22 protein-coding genes are annotated in these 19,662 nt (G+C 65.9%); 3 read left to right on the top strand and 19 right to left on the bottom strand.

What is annotated here, in order from left to right; translation table 11 throughout:
* The first annotated feature begins 186 nt into the window (after positions 1–186).
* Positions 187–528: a DUF1844 domain-containing protein gene (locus tag SFU54_RS06275; protein WP_319015430.1), complete on the top strand. Its 342-nt coding sequence runs from the start codon at positions 187–189 to the stop codon at positions 526–528.
* On the opposite strand, the gene SFU54_RS06270 is transcribed toward SFU54_RS06275, so the two are convergent.
* From SFU54_RS06270 to SFU54_RS06245, 6 genes are all read right to left on the bottom strand, one after another.
* The gene (locus SFU54_RS06270) at positions 529–1,317 is read right to left on the bottom strand and encodes an SseB family protein (RefSeq protein ID WP_319015429.1); all 789 of its coding nucleotides are present in this window, start codon (positions 1,315–1,317) and stop codon (positions 529–531) included.
* A complete protein-coding gene (gene priA / locus SFU54_RS06265) occupies positions 1,301–2,050 on the bottom strand; it encodes a bifunctional 1-(5-phosphoribosyl)-5-((5-phosphoribosylamino)methylideneamino)imidazole-4-carboxamide isomerase/phosphoribosylanthranilate isomerase PriA (RefSeq protein WP_319015428.1) in 750 nt (249 codons plus the stop codon). The genes SFU54_RS06270 and priA overlap by 17 nt, the downstream gene beginning before the upstream one ends.
* 99 nt (positions 2,051–2,149) lie before the next feature.
* Positions 2,150–2,782 (bottom strand): imidazole glycerol phosphate synthase subunit HisH, encoded by a 633-nt coding sequence (hisH, locus tag SFU54_RS06260; protein WP_319015427.1) that lies wholly within the window; start codon positions 2,780–2,782, stop codon positions 2,150–2,152.
* A gap of 2 nt (positions 2,783–2,784) precedes the next feature.
* Positions 2,785–3,390 carry an imidazoleglycerol-phosphate dehydratase HisB gene (gene hisB, locus SFU54_RS06255; RefSeq protein ID WP_319015426.1) on the bottom strand — a complete coding sequence of 202 codons (606 nt, stop codon included), beginning with the start codon at positions 3,388–3,390 and terminating at the stop codon, positions 2,785–2,787.
* Positions 3,387–4,493, bottom strand: coding sequence for a histidinol-phosphate transaminase (locus SFU54_RS06250; protein WP_319015425.1), 1,107 nt, complete (start codon positions 4,491–4,493; stop codon positions 3,387–3,389). Before SFU54_RS06250 ends, hisB begins: the two co-directional genes overlap by 4 nt.
* Positions 4,494–4,569: 76 nt before the next feature.
* A complete protein-coding gene (locus tag SFU54_RS06245; protein ID WP_319015424.1) occupies positions 4,570–4,944 on the bottom strand; it encodes a LysM peptidoglycan-binding domain-containing protein in 375 nt (124 codons plus the stop codon).
* A 453-nt stretch (positions 4,945–5,397) separates the two neighbouring features.
* Here SFU54_RS06245 and lexA point away from each other — a divergent pair, with 453 nt between their 5' ends.
* Complete coding sequence (gene lexA / locus SFU54_RS06240) at positions 5,398–6,078, top strand: transcriptional repressor LexA (RefSeq protein ID WP_319015441.1); 681 nt, start codon at positions 5,398–5,400, stop codon at positions 6,076–6,078.
* Positions 6,079–6,084: 6 nt separating this feature from the next.
* On the opposite strand, the gene hflX is transcribed toward lexA, so the two are convergent.
* A complete protein-coding gene (hflX, locus tag SFU54_RS06235; protein ID WP_319015423.1) occupies positions 6,085–7,635 on the bottom strand; it encodes a GTPase HflX in 1,551 nt (516 codons plus the stop codon).
* 43 nt (positions 7,636–7,678) lie between these two features.
* On the opposite strand from hflX, the gene SFU54_RS06230 reads away from it, so the two are divergent.
* The gene (locus SFU54_RS06230; protein WP_319015422.1) at positions 7,679–8,347 is read left to right on the top strand and encodes a class I SAM-dependent methyltransferase; all 669 of its coding nucleotides are present in this window, start codon (positions 7,679–7,681) and stop codon (positions 8,345–8,347) included.
* Here the strand turns inward: SFU54_RS06230 and dapF are convergent.
* From dapF to SFU54_RS06170, 12 genes are all read right to left on the bottom strand, one after another.
* Entirely contained in the window at positions 8,344–9,219 is an 876-nt protein-coding gene (gene dapF, locus SFU54_RS06225) for a diaminopimelate epimerase (RefSeq protein ID WP_319015421.1), read from the bottom strand. The genes SFU54_RS06230 and dapF overlap by 4 nt on opposite strands.
* Positions 9,216–10,151: a tRNA (adenosine(37)-N6)-dimethylallyltransferase MiaA gene (gene miaA / locus SFU54_RS06220; RefSeq protein WP_319015420.1), complete on the bottom strand. Its 936-nt coding sequence runs from the start codon at positions 10,149–10,151 to the stop codon at positions 9,216–9,218. Before miaA ends, dapF begins: the two co-directional genes overlap by 4 nt.
* Before the next feature lie 16 nt (positions 10,152–10,167).
* Complete coding sequence (gene miaB / locus SFU54_RS06215; protein WP_319015419.1) at positions 10,168–11,709, bottom strand: tRNA (N6-isopentenyl adenosine(37)-C2)-methylthiotransferase MiaB; 1,542 nt, start codon at positions 11,707–11,709, stop codon at positions 10,168–10,170.
* 61 nt (positions 11,710–11,770) lie between these two features.
* Complete coding sequence (locus SFU54_RS06210) at positions 11,771–12,613, bottom strand: regulatory protein RecX (protein ID WP_319015418.1); 843 nt, start codon at positions 12,611–12,613, stop codon at positions 11,771–11,773.
* On the bottom strand, positions 12,613–13,815 hold the full coding sequence (recA, locus tag SFU54_RS06205; RefSeq protein WP_319015417.1) for a recombinase RecA: 1,203 nt from the start codon (positions 13,813–13,815) through the stop codon (positions 12,613–12,615). The genes SFU54_RS06210 and recA overlap by 1 nt, the downstream gene beginning before the upstream one ends.
* Before the next feature lie 281 nt (positions 13,816–14,096).
* Positions 14,097–14,324, bottom strand: coding sequence for a DUF3046 domain-containing protein (locus tag SFU54_RS06200; RefSeq protein ID WP_319015416.1), 228 nt, complete (start codon positions 14,322–14,324; stop codon positions 14,097–14,099).
* Positions 14,325–14,345: 21 nt separating this feature from the next.
* Positions 14,346–14,654, bottom strand: a complete 309-nt coding sequence (locus SFU54_RS06195) for a helix-turn-helix transcriptional regulator (protein WP_319015415.1) — start codon at positions 14,652–14,654, stop codon at positions 14,346–14,348.
* Positions 14,655–14,813: 159 nt separating this feature from the next.
* Positions 14,814–15,320, bottom strand: a complete 507-nt coding sequence (locus tag SFU54_RS06190; protein WP_319015414.1) for a CinA family protein — start codon at positions 15,318–15,320, stop codon at positions 14,814–14,816.
* Positions 15,317–15,952, bottom strand: coding sequence for a CDP-diacylglycerol--glycerol-3-phosphate 3-phosphatidyltransferase (pgsA, locus tag SFU54_RS06185; protein WP_413466576.1), 636 nt, complete (start codon positions 15,950–15,952; stop codon positions 15,317–15,319). The genes SFU54_RS06190 and pgsA overlap by 4 nt, the downstream gene beginning before the upstream one ends.
* 43 nt (positions 15,953–15,995) lie before the next feature.
* Positions 15,996–18,680 (bottom strand): FtsK/SpoIIIE family DNA translocase, encoded by a 2,685-nt coding sequence (locus SFU54_RS06180; protein ID WP_319015413.1) that lies wholly within the window; start codon positions 18,678–18,680, stop codon positions 15,996–15,998.
* 74 nt (positions 18,681–18,754) lie between these two features.
* The gene (locus SFU54_RS06175) at positions 18,755–19,462 is read right to left on the bottom strand and encodes a hypothetical protein (protein WP_319015412.1); all 708 of its coding nucleotides are present in this window, start codon (positions 19,460–19,462) and stop codon (positions 18,755–18,757) included.
* 27 nt (positions 19,463–19,489) lie between these two features.
* On the bottom strand, positions 19,490–19,662 hold a 173-nt coding region (locus SFU54_RS06170), incomplete at its 5' end, for an integrase core domain-containing protein (protein ID WP_319015439.1).

Genomic DNA, 19,662 nt, shown 5'->3' with positions numbered 1-19,662 from the left:
AGAAGAAGTGCATCCCTGGCGCATGGCCAGCACCACCCACAGACTTCGCGCGGTTTTTCAACCGTCGAACGGGGTGATTCGACCCGGTAACCTAGTAATCGGTCAAGCGCGGGTGGGAGGATTCTCCACTTTCGTACCGGGGATCTGGCCCCGGAGCCCCCATAACGATAGCAGGTGAAAGGTCTCATGAGCGAGAACCCCACCGACACCGAGCCCTCGCGCGACATCGCCGAGGTTCCGGCGGTCGAAATCATTAACACCGTCGCGGTACACCTGCTGAGCGCAGCGGCCGTGAAGTGTGGTCTCTCTGAACACGGCGACGACGAGATTGACCTCGCCGAAGCGCGCAAACTCATTACCGCTCTCGCGGGCCTCATCACCGCATCCGCCCCCGAATTGGGCGACCACCACGCGCGCGTGCTGCGCGACGGGCTTCGCTCGGTCCAGCTCGCGTTCCGCGAAGCCTCCCCGTTCCCCGACGCGCCCGGTCAGGGCCCCGGCGAGAAGCTCACGGGGCCCGTCACCTAGTTATTGCTGCGGCGACGACTCTGCCGATCGGGGCGCCACGAGGGGCTGAACCGACAGGGAGTCGATGCGCTCAGCGACGGTCGCATCGGCCGCCCAGTGCGTGCTGAGCTCAGCGATGAGCTCTCGCACGCGATCCGCAGACACCTCCGGTTCAATCGACAGTCGAACGATCACCTCGGCCGACTCGCCGCGTGCGAACGGATCACCGGCGACAAGACTGACTGCCCAGATTTCGGGATGCTGTGCCGCCGGTCGTGCCACCGCCTCGAGCACCGCGGCGTCATCCACCGCGGGCACCCACGGAACACCTTGCGCAATCGCCCAGACGGCGGGCCGAGGAAGCACGACGAGCGTCTCGGGTGATCGAGCGTCGATGACCACGCGGTCGGTGTGCTCTGCGGCAGCGGCAAGGGCAACGCGCACGGCATCGGCCGGCACGGGGCGAGCATCCGGTCGCCACTGGCGCATGGCGTCAACAGACGAGAACACGGGGAGCACCGCACGGCCATCGGGGCCCGCGACCGTGATGATGGAGAGTTCTTGGGTCTTGTCGACCACGTGACCGTCATCGGTCACACCCGTCTCGCCCGCGACGGCGACGAGCGGGATGAGAAAGCGACAGGTGCGCACAACATCGACGAGCTCGACCACGCTGCCCTCATTCGAGCGCAGTCGAGCAACCGCGGCAATGAAAGCCTCCGGTGCCGAGCCGTCGTCAGTCGCGCTCGCGTTCGGCTCGAAGTGCCGGCCCTTCCAGGGCTGGCCGGCCGAATCAGTTTCCGGCGACATCCAGAGCTTCAGGCAGCGTGAACGCGCCCGCGTAGAGGGCTTTGCCGACGATCGCACCCTCGAGCCCGAGCGGCACCAGCTCGCGCAGTGCGGCAATGTCGTCGAGGCTCGCGACACCCCCGGAGGCGATCACGGGTCGGTCGGTGCGTTCCATCACCGAGCGCAGCAAGTCGAGGTTCGGGCCCTTGAGCGTGCCGTCTTTCGTGACGTCCGTGACGACGTAGCGGGCACACCCCGCCGACTCGAGGCGCTCGAGCACGGCCCAGAGGTCACCGCCGTCTTCCGTCCACCCCCGCGCTGCCAACGTCGTGCCGCGAACATCGAGGCCGACCGCGATCGCCTCGCCGTATTCTGCGATGACATGGGCAGCCCACTCGGGGTTTTCGAGCGCCGCCGTGCCAAGATTGATGCGCTTGGCGCCCGTCGCAAGAGCCGCTTCGAGAGTCGCGTCGTCGCGGATGCCGCCCGACAGCTCGATGTTGACGTTCTTCGGGGTCGTCTTCACGACCTTCTTGATGATGGATCGGTTGCTCCCCCGGCCGAAGGCGGCGTCGAGGTCGACGAGGTGGATCCACTCGGCACCCTGGTCTGCCCACTCGTGCGCGGCATCGATCGGGTCGCCGTAGCTCGTCTCTGATCCGGCCTCGCCCTGCGTGAGGCGCACGGCCTTGCCTCCGGCAACGTCAACCGCCGGAAGAAGGGTCAGGGCAGGGACTGTCGAGAACTCGCTCATCACTAGCTTTCTGTGGTGGTCACGGCGACAACGCTCTGATCGGCGCGGCCAAACACGCAATCGTATCCTGCGCGCTGGCCGCGGGCTGTCAGCGCGCGTCTAGAGGCTGTCAAGCCAATTGCTCAGCAGGCGCAAGCCCGCCTCACCCGACTTTTCGGGGTGAAACTGTGTGGCAGTGAGGGGCCCGTTTTCGACGGCAGCGATGAAGCGCTCGCCGTGCTGCGCCCACGTGACAAGGGGCGTCGGGATGGCCGGATGCGGGTCGAGGCTCCACTCGTGGGCGGCGTACGAGTGCACGAAGTAAAAGCGCTCGTCGTGCAGCCCCGCGAAAAGCCGCGACTCTGCCGGCGCGTCGACGGTATTCCAGCCCATGTGCGGAACGGTGGGCGCCGCTAATGCCGACACCGTGCCGGGCCACTGCCCAAGGCCGTCGGTGACAATGCCGCGCTCGTCTCCCCGCTCGAACATGACTTGCTGACCCACGCAGATGCCGAGCACCGGCCGGCCGCCCGCGAGCCGACGATCGATGAGCTCGTCTCCGCGCACGGCCCGGAGGGCATCCATGACCGCACTAAAGGCACCGACACCGGGAACCAACCGTCCATCGGCTGCCATGACGCGATCGCGATCGGCCGTGAGTTCGACGCGGGCGCCCGCCGCCTCGACCGCCTTGGCCGCCGAGTGCACGTTGCCCGATCCGTAGTCGAGCACGACCACGAGGGGAGCATTCACGCTCAGAGGGCACCCTTCGTTGACGGCACGCCCTGCACGCGGTCGTCGCGCTGCACCGCGGCGCGGAACGCGCGGGCAAAGGCCTTGAACTCGGCCTCGGCAATGTGGTGCGGGTCGCGTCCGGCAAGAACTGACAGGTGCACGGTAAGGCCAGCGTGCATCGTGATGGCCTCGAAGACGTGGCGCACCATCGAGCCCGTGAAGTGCCCGCCGATCAAGTGAAACTCGAAGCCAGCGGGTTCACCCGAGTGCACGAGATACGGGCGACCGCTCACGTCAACGACCGCCTGGGCGAGAGCTTCGTCGAGGGGAACAAGAGCATCACCGAATCGAGCGATGCCCGCTTTGTCGCCCAGGGCCTGCGCGATGGCCGTGCCGAGCACGATGCCCGTGTCTTCAACGGTGTGGTGCACGTCGATGTGAGTGTCACCGGTCGACGTGACGTCGAGATCAACGAGCGCGTGCTTGGCGAAGGCCGTCAACATGTGATCGAAGAACGGAACGGTGGTCGAAATCGACGAGCGGCCTGAACCATCGAGGTTGAGACGCAATTCGATCGACGACTCGCTGGTCTCTCGCCGAAGTTCGGCGATGCGGGGGGTGCTCACCGGCTCAGTCTAGCGAGCACGTCGAGGAACTCTGTGGTCTCGGCGGGGGTGCCCGCCGTCACCCGAAGGTGATTCGCGAGCCCCACGTCGCGAATCAGAATGTCGTGCTCGAGCAGTTGCTCAAAGGTGCGCTGAGGGTCGGAGACATTGCCGAACAACACAAAGTTGGCCCAGCTGTCGTGCGGGGCGTAGCCCAGGCGCGCGAGCTCGATGAGCAAGCGATCGCGCTGGTCACGAATCGCCCCCACTGTTCGCAGCATTGTCGGGGCGTGCTCGAGCGCGGCGACCGCGGCCGCTTGCGTGAGTGCCGACAAGTGATACGGCAGGCGCACCAGCCGAAGAGCGTCGATCACCGCGGGATCCGCGGCGAGGTAGCCCAGGCGAGCACCGGCGAAGGCGAACGCCTTGCTCATCGTGCGTGACACCACGAGTCGTTCGCGCCCCGGCAACAGGCTGAGGGCATCGGGCTGGCCCACGGGCATGAACTCGGCATAGGCCTCGTCGACCATGACGATTCCGCGGCTGGCCTCGTACACGGCAGCAATCGTGTCAAGCCCGAGCGGCGTACCCGTGGGGTTATTGGGTGCGCACAGAAAGACGACATCGGGATCAACCCGGCGAACCGCAGCAACTGCCGTCTCTGGGCTCAGCAGAAAGTCGGCATCGCGCTCGGCCGAGACCCACTCAGTGCCCGTTCCGGCAGCGATGATCGAGTGCATCGAATAGGTGGGCGGAAACCCCAACACCCGGCGACCTGGGCCTCCGAACGCTTGAAGGATGTGCTGAATCACTTCATTGGAGCCATTGGCCGCCCAGATCTGGTCGGGTGAGATGTCAGGGGCCGTTGAGCCTCTGCTCTGCGTCGCCGCCGTGAGATAGCCCGCCAGGTGCTCGCGCAGCAGCGTGAACTCACGATCGGGGTACCGATTGACGCCGTGCAATTCACGCTCGACCGCAGCAGCAACGTGGGCGATGACCTCAGCGGGAACCTCATGAGTGTTCTCATTGACGTTCAGGGCGATGCGTACGGGCTTTTGCGGAGCACCATAGGGGCTCTTGCCGCGAAGATCGTCGCGAATCGGCAGGTCGGCGAGGCTCGTCACTCACTCATCGTAGTCGCGCCATCCGGTGCGACCCGGCGTTGTAGCGGGGCCCGAAGCCGGGTCAGTCGACCGCGCCTCAGTCGGAGTAGCGGGCGGGAACGATGAGCACCTGGCCCGGAAGCAACTCGGCGCTCGTCAGTTCATTCACCGCGATGAGGTCAGCGACGACGTCGGCCGTCGATGATTCGGGCGCGATCGCGGCGGCAACCGACCAGAGCGACTCGCCCGCTTCGACCGTGACAGTCTCGACGACCGCGTCGCCCGCGGTCGCGGTTGCTCCCCCGCCATTGAGCGCCATGGACATGAGGGCGATGACGAGGGGCAGAGAAACGAGAGAGGCGATGACGGCCCGACCTCGTCGGGTGAGGCGCAAGCGCGTGCGAACCACCGGAGTTGCGGCATACGAGTTCGGAACCACGCGAACCGCGGAACCGTAAGCGATGGTGCTCATGAGCGGGCCTCTCTCCATTCGTGATGCTGCGCTGGTGGTGCTGCGTTCGTGCTGTGGTTGGCACAGGTGCCGTGTTGGCTCAGGTGCCGTGTTGGCACAGGTGCTGTGTTTGGCACAGGTCCCCCGGCGACACGGGGTGCGAAACAACTGCGCCACCGGGGGATGCATCGTGCCCTCGGCCGGGAGAACCCGATGCGAACCTGTGTTCCGAACATACATTCGATCGAACACACATTCAAGCCCCAGAACCTTTTTTCTTCTCAGAACCGCGACACACTCGAACAGATGTTTGATATGACACGGTCTGGTGGATAGAGTTTCGAGGGTTCAGGAAAAGTTCACACCCGACCTCCGACATTCGCTGCGCCGCGCTGCACGACATCGCACCGCGAGCAGCGGGTGCCCAGCACGACTGACACGAGCGGAGCCGACATGGTCGACGACGAGCACGACATCACGCCCGACGCGGCCGCCGGCACGCGGCGGCGCACAACGCTGAGCGACAAGCAGCGCGAGATCTTGGGTGTGATCCAGGCGTCAGTCGCACGCCGGGGGTATCCGCCCAGCATGCGCGAGATCGCCGAAGCAGTCGGCTTGGCCTCACTCTCGAGCGTGTCGCACCAGTTGGGCCAGCTCGAACTCAGTGGCTATCTGCGACGCGACCCTAATCGGCCTCGTGCGCTCGAAGTTCTTATCGACCTCGAACCCGACCCCTCGCACGCGGTCGACTCGGATGCCCTGCCCGGGCCGTCGGTGGGCGACGCCGCGATGGTTCCGCTTGTTGGTCGTATTGCTGCCGGCATCCCGATCACGGCTGACCAGATGGTCGAAGAAGTCGTGCCTCTCCCCCGGCAACTCGTTGGCAAGGGAGACCTGTTCATCCTGACGGTTGTCGGTGACTCGATGATCGATGCCGCTATTTGTGATGGCGACTGGGTCGTCGTTCGCCAGCAGAACACGGCCGAAAACGGCGAGATCGTGGCCGCGATGCTTGACAACGAGGCGACGGTCAAGGTCTTCAAACAGCGCGACGGTCACACGTGGCTGCTGCCCCAGAACTCTGCCTATGAGCCCATCTTGGGCGACCATGCCACCGTGCTGGGCAAGGTCGTGGCGGTACTGCGCTCGGTCTAGGAGCCGCTACACAGCCTTCGCGACCGAGAACTGCTCGACGAGAGTGGCGATTTCGGGAGTGGCGAACGCGTGCACACGGGTTCCCGCCTCGTCGTACCTCGTCTCGACGATGCGCCCTCGATCGTGCAAGAGCGAGACGAGATCGCCTCGGTCATAGGGAATCACAACCGTGAGCTCAACCTCGGGGTTGGGCAGCATCTCGGCGATGCGCTGCTGAAGCTCGTCGATGCCTTCGCCCGTCTTGGCCGAGACGAACACGGCGTCAGGCACGAGCCCCCTCAACAGCAATCGGGCGTCGTCATCGAGAAGGTCACTCTTGTTGACCGCGACCAACTCAGGGAGCTCGCGCGCACCAACCTCGCCGATGACGTCACGCACGGTGGCGAGCTGTGCAGCGGGATCAGGATGCGCGCCATCGACAACGTGCAGAATCACGTCAGACTCGGCGACTTCTTCCAGCGTCGAGCGGAACGCTTCGACGAGCTGGTGCGGCAAGTTGCGCACGAAACCCACGGTGTCAGCAATCGTGTATGGCCGACCGTCGGGCGTCGTCGACTTGCGCACCGTGGGGTCGAGTGTGGCAAACAGAGCGTTCTCAACGAGCACACCCGCACGGGTGATGCGGTTGAGCAAACTCGACTTGCCCGCATTGGTATATCCCGCGATGGCAACGCTCGGGACGGCGTAGCGGTCGCGGTTCGCGCGCTTGGCCGCGCGTGCCGGAGCGAAGCCCTTGATCTGCTTGCGCAACTTCGCCATGCGCGTGTTAATGCGACGACGATCGAGCTCGATCTTTGTCTCGCCGGGGCCACGGCTTCCCATACCGGCACCGCCGGCTCCCACCTGTCCACCGGCTTGGCGCGACATCGACTCGCCCCAACCGCGAAGCCGCGGCAACAAGTACTCGAGTTGTGCGAGTTCGACTTGCGCTTTACCTTCGCGGCTCTTGGCGTGCTGACTAAAGATGTCGAGAATGACGGCCGTGCGATCGATGACCTTGACCTTCACGACGTCTTCGAGCGCACGCCGTTGACTGGGGGCCAACTCGGTGTCGGCAATCACGGTGTCGGCGCCAAGCTCGGCCACGATGAGGGCGAGTTCGGCAGCCTTTCCCTTGCCGAGGAACGTGCTGGGGTCGGGATGCGGGCGCCGCTGCAGCAAGCCATCGAGCACCGCGGCGCCTGCCGTCTCTGCCAGCGCCGCGAGTTCTCGGAGCGAGTTCTCGGCGTCATCAAGCGAACCCTGCTGATAGATGCCGATGAGCACGACGTTTTCGAGCCGCAGTTGGCGGTACTCAACCTCAGTGACGTCTTCGAGTTCGGTCGATAGCCCGCGCACGCGCCGCAGCGCGGCGCGGTCCTCACGCTCGGACTGGTCACCGTCGCGGTCGAACGAGTAGCTGGCATCGTCTTGCAATGCCGCCGCGCCGTGGAGCGAGACCGAGCGGGCGCGCGACTCTGCGTTAGCCAGCACGCGCGCCACAGCATCCGCCCCGGCGTCAGTGCTCAGCGGGGCGGTGGTGTCGTCGACAGAATCAGGAGTCTCGTGGCTCGGCATATGCCGTTCACTGTACTCCGCCCGACTTCGGTAGATTCTGCGCATGGCTGCCGACCACTACTTCTCCGCTCAACCGAGCGGCGAGTTCGTTGCGAAGCCACTCACGGTCACTCTCGCGGGTCACCCTCGTGACCTCCACACCGCCGGCGGTGTCTTCAGCCCGGGTGGGCTCGACGTGGGCACGCACGTGCTCTTGAGCCACGTTGCCGACCCTCCACCGAGTGGGGATCTGCTCGACATCGGATGCGGTTGGGGGCCCATCACACTGACCCTCGCGATCGAGTCGCCGCATGCCACCGTCTGGGCCGTTGACGTGAACGAGCGTGCCCTCGACCTCACGCGCCGCAACGCGGAAGCGCTCGGCCTCGACAACGTGCGGGCAGTCACGCCCGACGCCGTGCCCGACGATGTGCGCTTCATGGCGATCTGGTCGAACCCTCCCATCAGAGTGGGCAAAAACGAACTGCACGGGATGCTCGACCGCTGGCTCCCTCGCCTACGCGAGGGCGCCGACGCATGGCTCGTGGTGTCGCGCAATCTCGGGAGCGACTCGTTGCAGCGGTGGATGGCGGACCGCTTTGCCGGCCACCTGACGGTCACGAGGGCGGCGACACACAAGGGTTTTCGCGTGCTTCGCGTGCGCAATCGCTCAGGGCTCACCGGACCGATCGCGACCCAGGGCACACCCTCCGACGGAGACGTGCGGCGTTAGACGGTGATCTCGCCGTCGAAGACGAGCTCGGCCGGGCCGGAGAGCGCAACATGTTCGCCGTCTTCCGCGGCGAACATTCGAACGCCAAGAACGCCGCCCGGTACCGTCACACGCCACTCGCTCGGCGCCGACTCTCCCGCCCAATAGCGCACGGCGAGAGCTGCTGCGACGGCGCCCGTTCCGCACGAGAGCGTTTCGCCGCTTCCGCGCTCGTGCACACGCATGCGGATACGGCCGGTGCCATCAACGACCAACGGGTCGGCTGGTACGACGAATTCGACATTGGCGCCTGCGGGTGCGACGGGGTCAAGCGTGGGCGCCACGGTGAGATTGAGCGCATCAAGTTCTTCGTCGCTCGCGAGGGCCACGACAACATGCGGGTTGCCGACGTTGATGCCGAGACCGGGTCGCGCGACCGGCAGAGCCTGCGCGCGCACGAGCGGTTCACCGCCGTCGAGTCGCCATCTGCCCAGATCAGCAGCGAATCCGTCGGCAAGCCGGTGCACATCGATGATGCCCGCTCGCGTGGCGATCGCCATCGAATGTCCGGCGGGCAGGTCAACGAGATTCTCTTCGATCAGGTAGCGCGCGAACACGCGGATGCCGTTGCCGCACATTTCTGACACGCTGCCGTCGGCGTTCGTGTAGTCCATGAACCACTCAGCCTCAGGAACCTCGGCGATGAGCGCCTGGCCCTCGGGGATGCTCGCCGAGCGCACCGCTCGAATCACGCCATCGGCCCCGACGCCGAAACGACGGTCAGCCAGCGCTGCCCGCTGGGCACTCGAGAGGTCGAGCGCACCCTCGGGGTCACTGAACACCACGAAATCGTTGCCGGTTCCGTGTCCCTTCGTGAATCGCAGAGTCGTCACTCGCTCATGCTAACGGGGGCCGGATGCTCGAGCAGGTGATCGATTTGGGCGACGAGATCATCGGCACGAGCGTCGAGCCATTCAACCGACGCGTCGCGCCGAAACCAGCTGACCTGCCGGCGCGCATAGCGGCGCGTCAGCGACTGCGTCTCGGCAATTGCCTGAGCCTGGTCGATCTCGCCACGCAATTGCGCGATGGCCTGCGCATAGCCGATGGCTCGGCTCGCCGTGACGCCGCGCTCAAGCCCGAGAGGAAGAAGCTCGCGCACCTCGTCGAGAAGACCGCTCGACCACATCGCGACCACGCGCTCGTCGAGCCGCTCGACCAGTGCGTCACGATCGAGCGCGAGCGCGAACTGCCGGTAGGGCTGCCAGGGCGTCGCTCGAGCCGCGAGTCCGGCGCTGAACGGCTCGCCGGTGATGTCACCCACTTCGAGAGCGCGCACAATGCGGCGACCGTTGTGCGGCCCGATCGCGGCGGCCGCGGCCGGGTCGCGGCGTTCGAGTTCGGCGTGCAGTGCAGCGGGCCCGAGCCGCTCCAACTCGCCTTCCCAATGCGCGCGACGGTCGGGATCAGTGCCCGGAAACTGAAAGTCAGTGAGCACCGAGGCGAGGTAGAGGCCTGAGCCGCCCACGAGCAGAGGCACCGCGCCGCGACCCTGGATGCTCGTGATCGCTGCGCGAGCATCCGTCTGAAAACGGGCCACGCTCGCTTCGTCGACGACGTCGAGCACATCGATGAGGTGGTGCGGGATGCCACGGCGATCGGCAATCGCGAGCTTGGCTGTTCCGATGTCCATGCCCCGGTACAGCTGCATGGCATCAGCGTTCACGACCTCGACCGCGAGGCCTCGGTCGCTCCAGAACTCTGCCAGATCAAGCGAGAGGGACGATTTTCCGGTGCCCGTCGCGCCGACGATCGCAATGATCACGTGCGTCGGCCGTGGGTCATGAACGGGAGGCGTCGTGACCGGTGCCGATGCGCAGTGTCGGAAGGCCAAGCGACACGGCACGCGGGGCACCCGTCGTCGCCGCGGGAGCCGGCACGCCACAACTCTCGGCCTCGGCACGGTCCCACGCATCGCCCGCGCGCGTGCGGCGAATGCGCAGGGGCTCATCGTGGTCGGCGATGAGGTGGAAGGTCGCTGCCTGCGTGATCGTCGTAGTCACCACGTCGCCGGGGCGAGGCGTCTCGCTCGTGGCAGGCACAGACAAGTGAACCAACCGTCCGTCTTCGGCGCGACCCGAGATGCGCGCCGTCTCGGCGTTCTTCTTGCCCTCGGTCGACGACATGAGCACGCGAACCTCACGGCCCACCTGCGCTTGGTTCTCGGCACCGCTGATGGCGTCTTGCAGCGCCGTGAGGCGCTCGTAACGCTCTTGCACCACGGCTTTCGGCACTTGGTCTGGCATCGTGGCCGCCGGCGTTCCCGGACGGATTGAGTACTGGAAGGTAAAGGCGCTCGCGAACCGCGACTGCTCGACGACCCTCAGAGTGTCGGCGAAGTCGTCGTCAGTCTCGCCCGGGAATCCCACAATAATGTCGGTCGTGATCGCGGCGTGGGGAATGCGGTCACGCACGCGATCGAGAATGCCCAGGAATCTGTCGCTGCGATACGAGCGTCGCATGGCCTTGAGAATGCGGTCAGAACCTGACTGCAGCGGCATGTGAAGCTGCGGCATGACGACAGGGGTCTCGGCCATGGCGTCGATCACGTCGTCAGTAAATGCCGCCGGGTGGGGGCTCGTGAATCGAAGGCGCTCGAGACCAACGATGCGGCCTGCCGCGCGCAGCAGTTTTCCGAAGGCGAGCCGGTCGCCGAACTCGACGCCGTATGAGTTGACGTTCTGGCCGAGCAGCGTCACTTCGATGGCCCCGTCGTCCACGAGTGCCTGAATTTCAGACAGGATGTCGCCCGGTCGCCGGTCTTTCTCCTTGCCGCGCAGTGCGGGCACGATGCAGAACGTGCAGGTGTTGTTGCACCCCACCGAGATGCTCACCCAGCCGCTGTAGGTCGAGTCACGACGGGTCGGCAGGGTCGATGGGAACACCTCAAGCGACTCAAGAATCTCGAGTTGCGCCTCGCCGTTGTGTCGCGCTCGCTCCAACAACGCGGGCAATGAGCCTATATTGTGCGTTCCGAAGACGACGTCGACGTAGGGAGCGCGATCGAGGATGGTCGTGGTGTCTTTCTGAGCGAGGCACCCGCCCACGGCGATCTGCATGCCCTCGTGCTCACGCTTGATACTCGCAAGGTGACCCAGCGTGCCGTAAAGCTTATTGTCGGCGTTCTCGCGTACGGCACACGTGTTGATGACGACCACGTCAGCCTGACCCTCGGTTGCCTTGACGTACCCCGCGGCCTCGAGCGACCCGCTCAGTCGCTCAGAGTCATGCACGTTCATCTGACACCCGAACGTGCGCACCTCGTAGGTGCGCGGTCGTTCGCCGGACGCGGCCGACACGGGAGCGGCAAGAAGAGTACTCATGGCCCTGCCAGTCTACGGCGGAGGGGTGTGCGACGAGACGAAGGGATGCGCAGCGAGCGTGCTAGCGAAACTCGACCCGTTGCGCCGAACCGCTGAGCTCGTCGCCACGGGCATCGAGTGCCTGACGAGCAGCCTCGCGGGCCGAACTGCCCGAGTGGCCCTTACGCGCGAGGTAGTCGACCAGGCGGCGCTCGGCCGTCGTTCGATCGAGCCCTCCAAGACGACGAGCGCGGTCGCGAGCGAGCTCAACGACCAGCTCGTCGTCCGCACCGTCATCGTCGGTTCCCGCCAATGCTTCGTCAATCGCGGCGCGATCAAGCTTGCGCCGCATGAGTTCAGACCGCAGCGCCGATGGGCCTAGCTTCTTTCGCGTTCGAAGACGGTCAGCGAGATCGGCCGCGAGGGCGCGATCGTCAATCAGTCCAACCGACTCGAGGCGGTCGAGCTCAGCCTCAGCAACGACGGGGTCGATCTCGCGACGGCGGAGCAGATCAGCCACTTCGGCGCGCGATTGCCCCCGGCGGGTGATTGCATGAAGGGTGACGTTCTCCGCGCGTCGCACCTCGCGCGTCTGGGCGGCGGAGGCTGAATCGTGTGTGCGCGCTCTGGCAGCTGCCTCGGCCTCGACGAGAGCGTGTTGGGCTGCGTCTCGCGCCGATTGAGGGGCTGCGTTCACAGCAGCCTCGGCCGCCTCCTTGGCAGCAGCCGCGGCCTCCTCCTTGGCAGCAGCCGCGGCCTCCTCCTCTGCAGCGGCAGCTCGCGCCGCCGCTTCGAGCACCCCGGGCAGGTAGGTCACGGGCGCCAAGCCCGCGATGTCGTCAGCGCGGTGACGACGGGCAACCGGCGCGCCCTCAGCGGGCGCTTCTCCGTGCGGTCCCTGCCCGGTGGTGCTCGAGCTTGTCATCAGGCGCCAGCTGCTGCCCGCAGCACGGGCTGCTCAGCGTCGTCAGCGAGAGGGCTCAGTTCGGGCATCACTGTGTCGCCAGCCGGAACAGCGGCGGTCGCAGCAGGAGCCGAGGCCGCGGCCTTCGTCGCCGCCGCCTTGCTTGCTGGCTTGTCGGCGACGGGCTTTTGCGGTGCCACGGCAACCGGTTCACCACCAGCGGGCTTCGCCCCGATTCCGAGCTTGGCAAGAATCTTGGTCTCGATCTCAGCCGCCATCGCCGGGTTGTCGATGAGGAAGTTGCGGGCGTTCTCTTTGCCCTGGCCCAACTGATCGCCCTCGTAGGTGTACCACGCGCCCGACTTGCGCACGATCTCGTGCTCGACACCGAAGTCGATGAGACTGCCCTCGCGCGAGATGCCCACGCCGTAGAGAATGTCGAACTCGGCCTGCTTGAACGGCGGAGCCATCTTGTTCTTGACGACCTTGACACGCGTGCGGTTTCCGACGGCCTCGGTGCCGTCTTTGAGCGTCTCAATGCGGCGAATGTCGAGTCGTACCGACGCGTAGAACTTGAGCGCCTTGCCACCCGCGGTGGTCTCGGGGCTGCCGAAGAAGACACCGATCTTCTCGCGCAACTGGTTGATGAAGATCATCGACGTCTGCGTGGTGTTGAGGCCACCGGTGAGCTTGCGCAGGGCCTGCGACATCAGGCGGGCCTGAAGGCCAACGTGGCTGTCGCCCATTTCGCCTTCGATCTCGGCACGGGGAACGAGGGCAGCGACCGAGTCAATGACGACGAGGTCGATCGAGCCCGAGCGCACGAGCATGTCGGCAATCTCGAGCGCCTGCTCACCCGTGTCGGGCTGCGAAACGAGCAACTGGTCGATATCGACACCGAGCTTTTGCGCATAGTCAGGGTCGAGAGCGTGCTCGGCGTCGATGAACGCGGCGATGCCCCCGGCCTTTTGCACGTTGGCGATGGCGTGGAGGGTGAGCGTGGTCTTTCCCGATGATTCGGGGCCATAGATCTCGATGATGCGACCCCGCGGGAGGCCGCCAATGCCGAGCGCGACATCGAGCGCGATGGATCCCGTGGGAATTACGGCGACGGGCGCACGATCATCGGAACCAAGGCGCATGACGCTGCCTTTACCGAACTGACGGTCGATCTGGGCGAGAGCGGTTTCGAGGGCTTTCTCGCGGTCTGCTGCAGAGGGCATTGCGGTCTCCTATTTCATCTCGTGCGCGGTGTGCCTGTCTTCTGTCGCTCCTCGTCCGGCCGATGGAGCAAGGCCGAACGGATCACGACAAGGCGTGACGGCTATCGCCGACGAGACCGACGGTACGCCTCAGGCCCGACATTCGGGGTTCTGACGCGCAGCACGTGCTGTGACTCGTGTTCGAGTGCCGCTGGGGAGGAGTCTATGCGAGTGGCGAACAGATGTTCGAATGATCGACAGGCGGCGTGTCGCCGACCGATGGTCGGGAGACGGATGCGGAGCTAGACGCGCTTCGGTTCGGGGCGCCCCGCGCCATACCAGCGCTCGCGCGGAACATCCATCGCCGCGCACAGCGCAAGCCACACCTCGCGAGGCGCAAGCCCCGCAGCGAGCGCCTCGTCCGCCGTGCGCTCGCCAAGCGCCGTCAGCACGAGGTCGCGCACGAGGCTTCGCCCGTAGGCATCGCCGAACTCGTCGACGATGGCACGAAGGAACTCGCTTCGTGTCACCGCTCGAGAATCAGTCGTTGGCTAGCGCATAGCCAGGTCGGCGTCGAACTGCGCGACCAGGTCGTCGGGCAACGTGTCGGGCACAACGCTCAGGCCCTCAATGACGGCCAAACGGTCGCCGACCTCTCGCATGATGACCGAGATGGGGGTATCGAGGGCCTCAGCCACCGACGCGAGAATCTCGCTCGACGCCTCTTTTTGGCCGCGCTCAACCTCACTCAGGTAACCCAGCGCCACGCTGGCGCGGCTCGCTACCTGACGCAACGTGCGGCCCTTCTGCAAACGCACGTCACGGAGGACCTCACCGATTTCCTGTCGAACCAGAACCATGGGGACCTCCTTTTCACTCGCCTCACGGCCAGAATTTCGCCGGGCGGTAACACTACCGGAACCGGATTGCTCAACTGTAACCGTCACCACCTGAGGAGCGGTTGTCAGTCTGCTGTCTGTAACACGACTGTCACCCATGGCATTCCCGATAGTTCTGAATCATGACGAGGTCGTGAGCCGGTCGGCGAGCAGCGTGAGCACCGCATCAGCGGCGGCGGCTCGAATCGCGGCGCGGTCGCCCGAGAACCGGTGCTCGCTCACGACCGTGCCCGCAGCATCCGTCACCGCGACGAAGACGAGACCGACGGGGGCGCCCCCTTGCGGGTCGGGGCCGGCGACTCCGGTCGTCGCGAGTCCGATATCGGCGGGATGCCCGTCGATCGTCAGTGCCGACCGCACTCCCTCGGCCATGGCCGCGGCGACATCGGGGTGAACGGGCCCGTGCGTCGCGAGCAGCTCGGCCGAGACCGCGAGGAGGCTGTGCTTGAGCGCCGTGTCATAGGCCACGATGCCACCGCGGACGACGAGCGAGGCACCGGGAATGCGGATGAGTTCGGCGACGACCGCTCCCCCGGTGAGCGACTCGGCGACCGCGAGCGTGAGCCCCGCATCCGTCAGATCAGAGATCAGCTGCGCGGTTCGGTCGGCATTCGAGGGTGACGTCACACGCGGAGGCCACGGTTCTGGCGCCACGCCTGCACGAGGTAGTCGATGCCCGTCACGACGGTCAACACCAGTGCAGCCGACATGAGCACGATGTTGATGTCGTGAACCCAGTCACCAAAGAGGTTCCACAGCGGCAAGAGGGCGAGCGAAATCGCAACGGCTTGCACGACTGTCTTGATTTTGCCCCCGCGCGAGGCCGGGATGACCCGGTCGCGCAGCATAAGGAAGCGGAACAGCGTGATGCCCCACTCGCGCACCAAGATCACCACGACGACCCAGACCGGCAGTTCCGCCAGCACCGCAAGCATGACGAGCGCGGCTCCTGTGAGCAGCTTGTCGGCGATGGGGTCAAGCAGAATGCCGAGGTCGGTCACGAGGTTACGGCGACGCGCGAGCATGCCATCGACGCCATCCGTTGCGATCGCGACGATAAAGAGCAGGGCAGCAGCAACCCGCAGCGGACCATCGGCGCCGCCATCGAGCACGAGCAACACCACGAAGACGGGGGCGAGCAGGATGCGCACCACCGTGATGATGTTCGCCAGGTTTCCGCTGCTCGCGGGGGTGTCGCCCGCCCGCACGACGCGCCCTCGCAACGAGTACGACCGGGCGTGGGCCTCAGACTCGGTCACACGATCCTCCTGGTGGGCGAACACGAATCGAGGCGGCGGCGCCTCACTCGCGGTCGGTCAGCTTCCAGGCGTCCTCATCAGAGTCGCCGTCGACCTCAGGATACCCCTCGGTCATCCGCGCTACGGGGTCGTCGGCGGCCTGGCGCGACGGGGATGGAGCATCCTCCCCGCGCAGTCGAGCGAGCACGTCAGGAAGTTGGTCGGGGCTCACGAGCACATCGCGTGCCTTCGAGCCTTCGGAGGGGCCGACGATCTCACGCGACTCGAGCAGATCCATGAGGCGGCCGGCCTTCGCGAAGCCCACGCGCAGCTTGCGCTGCAGCATCGACGTCGAGCCGAACTGCGTGCTGACGACGAGCTCTGCCGCCGCGAGCAGCACCTCGAGGTCGTCACCGATGTCGGCGTCGATTTCGCGCTTCGTCGCCTCGGCGGCCACGTCGTTGCGGTACTCGGGCAACGCCTGCTTCTTGACGTGATCAACGACGGCGGCGATCTCCGCTTCGGTAACCCACGCACCTTGAACGCGAATCGCCTTCGACGCCCCCATGGGCAAGAAGAGCGCGTCGCCCTGGCCGATGAGCTTGTCAGCACCGGGCTGGTCAAGAATGACGCGGCTGTCGGTCATGCTCGAGACGGCGAACGCGAGACGGCTCGGCACGTTGGCCTTGATGAGGCCCGTCACGACGTCGACACTCGGGCGCTGGGTGGCAAGCACAAGGTGGATGCCCGATGCGCGCGCGAGCTGGGTGATGCGCACAATCGAATCTTCGACATCGCGCGGCGCGACCATCATGAGGTCGGCGAGCTCATCGACGACGACGAGCAGATAGGGGTACGGCTGCAGCTGGCGCTTGCTCCCCTCCGGAAGCACGATCTCGCCCGCAAGCACGGCCCGGTTGAAGTCATCGATGTGCCGGAACCCGAACGACGCGAGGTCGTCGTAGCGCATGTCCATCTCTTTCACGACCCACTGCAGCGCTTCGGCCGCCTTCTTGGGGTTCGTGATGATGGGCGTGATGAGGTGGGGCACACCCTGGTAGGCAGCGAGTTCAACGCGCTTGGGGTCGACGAGCACCATGCGCACTTCGGCCGGCTTGGCCCGCATCAGCACGCTCGTGATCATCGAGTTGACGAAACTCGACTTGCCCGAGCCCGTCGAGCCGGCAACGAGCAAGTGGGGCATCTTGGCGAGGTTCGCCACGAGATAGCCGCCCTCGACGTCTTTGCCGACCCCGATCGTCATCGGGTGCAGGGCCTTCGACGCCGCGCTCGAGCGCAGCACGTCGCCGAGGCTCACGATCTCGCGGTCGACATTCGGAATCTCGACGCCAATCGCGCTCTTGCCTGGAATGGGCGACAGGATGTTCACCTCGTTGCTCGCCACGGCATACGAGATGTTCTTGGTGAGCGCCGTAAACCGCTCAACCTTGACGCCGGGGCCGAGCTCGATCTCATAGCGCGTGACACTCGGACCGCGACTAAAGCCCGTCACGCGCGCGTCGACCTGAAACTGTTCGAGCACCTCAGTGATGGCCGCAACGACCGAGTCGTTGGCGGCCGACTTTGACTTGGGCGGGTCTCCCGGGGCGAGCAGAGATGCTGCGGGCAAGCGATACGGCTTCGTACCGCCAGAACGCCCGGCGGGCGGCGTGGTGAACTCGCCGGCCGCTCCCTTCTCGCTCGCCGTAGTGGCGAAACCCGGCAAGACGGCGGGCGCGAGCGGTTCGCGGCCGGAGGGCGCGGCATCCACCTCACCGGTAAAGCGACGCACGGCCTGCTCGGCCGCCGAGAGCACGTCATCGAGGTTCTCGGTCACTGCGGCGCGGTCGGCAGGGTCGATGACATCGGTGACCCCGGCGCGTTCGACCGGGCTGTCAAACGCCTCGGCCTCGCGCGTCGACTTTCCCTTACGCCACCACGGCATCGACGTTGAGTCGTTCATGTCGAGGCCGAGATCGGTGAGCGACCCGAACTCGACCTCCTCCGGCTCGGCCTTCTGCTTCGGCTCGCGCGGGGCGAGTTCGGCACCGAAGAGGTAGCTGTAGAGCTCGCGCAAGCGGTCGCCGATGCGGTTCGGCGGCGTCTTGGTCATGATGAGCACCGAGAGTGCAGCAAGTAGCACGAGAGCGGGAACCGCGATGTAGACGGTCGCGAAGAGCAACACCCCGCCGAGAACCCAGCCGACGATACCGCCCGCTTGCGCGAGGGCCAGCGGAGGCAGGGCGGGCTGCGGAGCGCCGAGAGCGATGTGGCACAGGGCACTCACGCTCGCGATCAAAAGGCCAAGCCCAATGCCAATGCGCGTGTTGTCGTGCACGCTCGCGGGGTGTCGGAAGAGCCAGCCCGCGAACACGAGCATGATGACGGGCATCGCGAACGAAACGCGGCCCACGAGACCGCCAAACGTCCAGGCGTTGAGGGCGACGGCCACCGGGTCGGTCGCGAAGAACCACTCCACGATCGCGCCGACGATTGCGAGAACGACGATGAAGAAGGGCACGCCATCGCGTCGTTCGTCTTTCGCGAGCGTCTCGCGGCCGAGAACACGGAACATGCCGCCCGTCACGTGGGCCATGCCCATCCACGCGCGCGCCAGGATGCCCTGCTCCGGTTCGACCGAACTCGGAAGCTTCTTCGTGGCTTGCGTGCGCGAGTTACCCCCGCGAGCGCTCCCCGAGCGCGACGAAGCGGCGCGAGGGCGCGACGACGACCGTGTGCTCGATGCCATGCGCCCACGGTACCCGCGCACGTGCGACACGAGCGCGGGCGACACGCTCTCGGGCGAGTGAACTGCGGGCCGGTCTAGCCGAAGTTGCAGCCACCCGCGATGTTGCCGCTTCCGGCCACCGAGAACACGCCGATCGACGTCTCGACCGCGTGAATGTACAGCACCTGGCCATCGGGAATACTGACGGATGCCCAATACGCGTCTTGCTCCGGCGTCGCGCGCGACGCCACTTCGATCTGCAAGATGCCATTGGTGCCGGTTTCGACATAGATGTCGGTGAGGCCACTGGACACGAGCGCAGCGCTGGGGTGACCCGCGAGAACATCAGCGCGATCATCCCCAATGCGCACGCCTCCGTCGGTAGGAATGTCGTTGGTGTACAGGTCAATGCGCACAAGGGCGTTGCCCGCCGAATCGTCGACGTTCACGCCGAACGGCTGCCCACTGCTGTCCGGCGCGGGCGGCAGCTCATAGACGGGGTCGACGAGCCACGCCCCGGCCAGCGGATCGCCCGCAACAATGCCCATGCCATACCCCGTCACCGCATCGGTGCACGCGATGGGGTCGAACTGCACGATGCGCAGAGCCGGATCGGTCTCGGGAGTGACACCCAACAACAGCGGGCCCAGGCCTTCTGAGCTCAACACGAGCTCGCTGAGTGCCGGACGGCTGGGCGCCTCGGGCTCAGCCGACGCCGAGGCTTCTGGCACGATCGACGGAGACGCACTGGGCGATGCTGCCGGGGTCGGGGTGCACCCCGCCAACACGGTGAGCGAGAGCACGCTAGCTGTAGTTCCTAGGGACGTTGTTCATGCCGCCGCAAGGACGGTCATAGGCGCCCTGTGGCCCAGAGAGCCATGCGGTCGCTGGGTGTTGTAATAGCGCACCCATTCTGGCAGCACTGTTTTGCGATGCTCACTGTCACGGTATGTCGCCGCGTAGGCCCATTCCCGCAGCAGGGTCTGGATGAACCGTTCGGCCT

The sequence above is a fragment of the Microcella sp. genome, assembly GCF_033763155.1.
Taxonomy (GTDB): Bacteria; Actinomycetota; Actinomycetes; order Actinomycetales; family Microbacteriaceae; genus Microcella.
Note: the sequence above shows the minus strand (reverse complement) of the source record. Positions and strands in the feature narration are given on the sequence as shown.

Coding starts and splice junctions, on each gene's coding strand:
- SFU54_RS06275 (WP_319015430.1), top strand. CDS start 187: ATGAGCGAGAACCCCACCGACACCGAGCCCTCGCGCGACATCGCCGAG.
- SFU54_RS06270 (WP_319015429.1), bottom strand. CDS start 1,317: ATGTCGCCGGAAACTGATTCGGCCGGCCAGCCCTGGAAGGGCCGGCAC.
- priA (WP_319015428.1), bottom strand. CDS start 2,050: ATGAGCGAGTTCTCGACAGTCCCTGCCCTGACCCTTCTTCCGGCGGTT.
- SFU54_RS06245 (WP_319015424.1), bottom strand. CDS start 4,944: ATGAGCACCATCGCTTACGGTTCCGCGGTTCGCGTGGTTCCGAACTCG.
- hflX (WP_319015423.1), bottom strand. CDS start 7,635: ATGCCGAGCCACGAGACTCCTGATTCTGTCGACGACACCACCGCCCCG.
- SFU54_RS06230 (WP_319015422.1), top strand. CDS start 7,679: ATGGCTGCCGACCACTACTTCTCCGCTCAACCGAGCGGCGAGTTCGTT.
- miaB (WP_319015419.1), bottom strand. CDS start 11,709: ATGAGTACTCTTCTTGCCGCTCCCGTGTCGGCCGCGTCCGGCGAACGA.
- SFU54_RS06210 (WP_319015418.1), bottom strand. CDS start 12,613: ATGACAAGCTCGAGCACCACCGGGCAGGGACCGCACGGAGAAGCGCCC.
- recA (WP_319015417.1), bottom strand. CDS start 13,815: ATGCCCTCTGCAGCAGACCGCGAGAAAGCCCTCGAAACCGCTCTCGCC.
- SFU54_RS06195 (WP_319015415.1), bottom strand. CDS start 14,654: ATGGTTCTGGTTCGACAGGAAATCGGTGAGGTCCTCCGTGACGTGCGT.
- SFU54_RS06180 (WP_319015413.1), bottom strand. CDS start 18,680: ATGGCATCGAGCACACGGTCGTCGTCGCGCCCTCGCGCCGCTTCGTCG.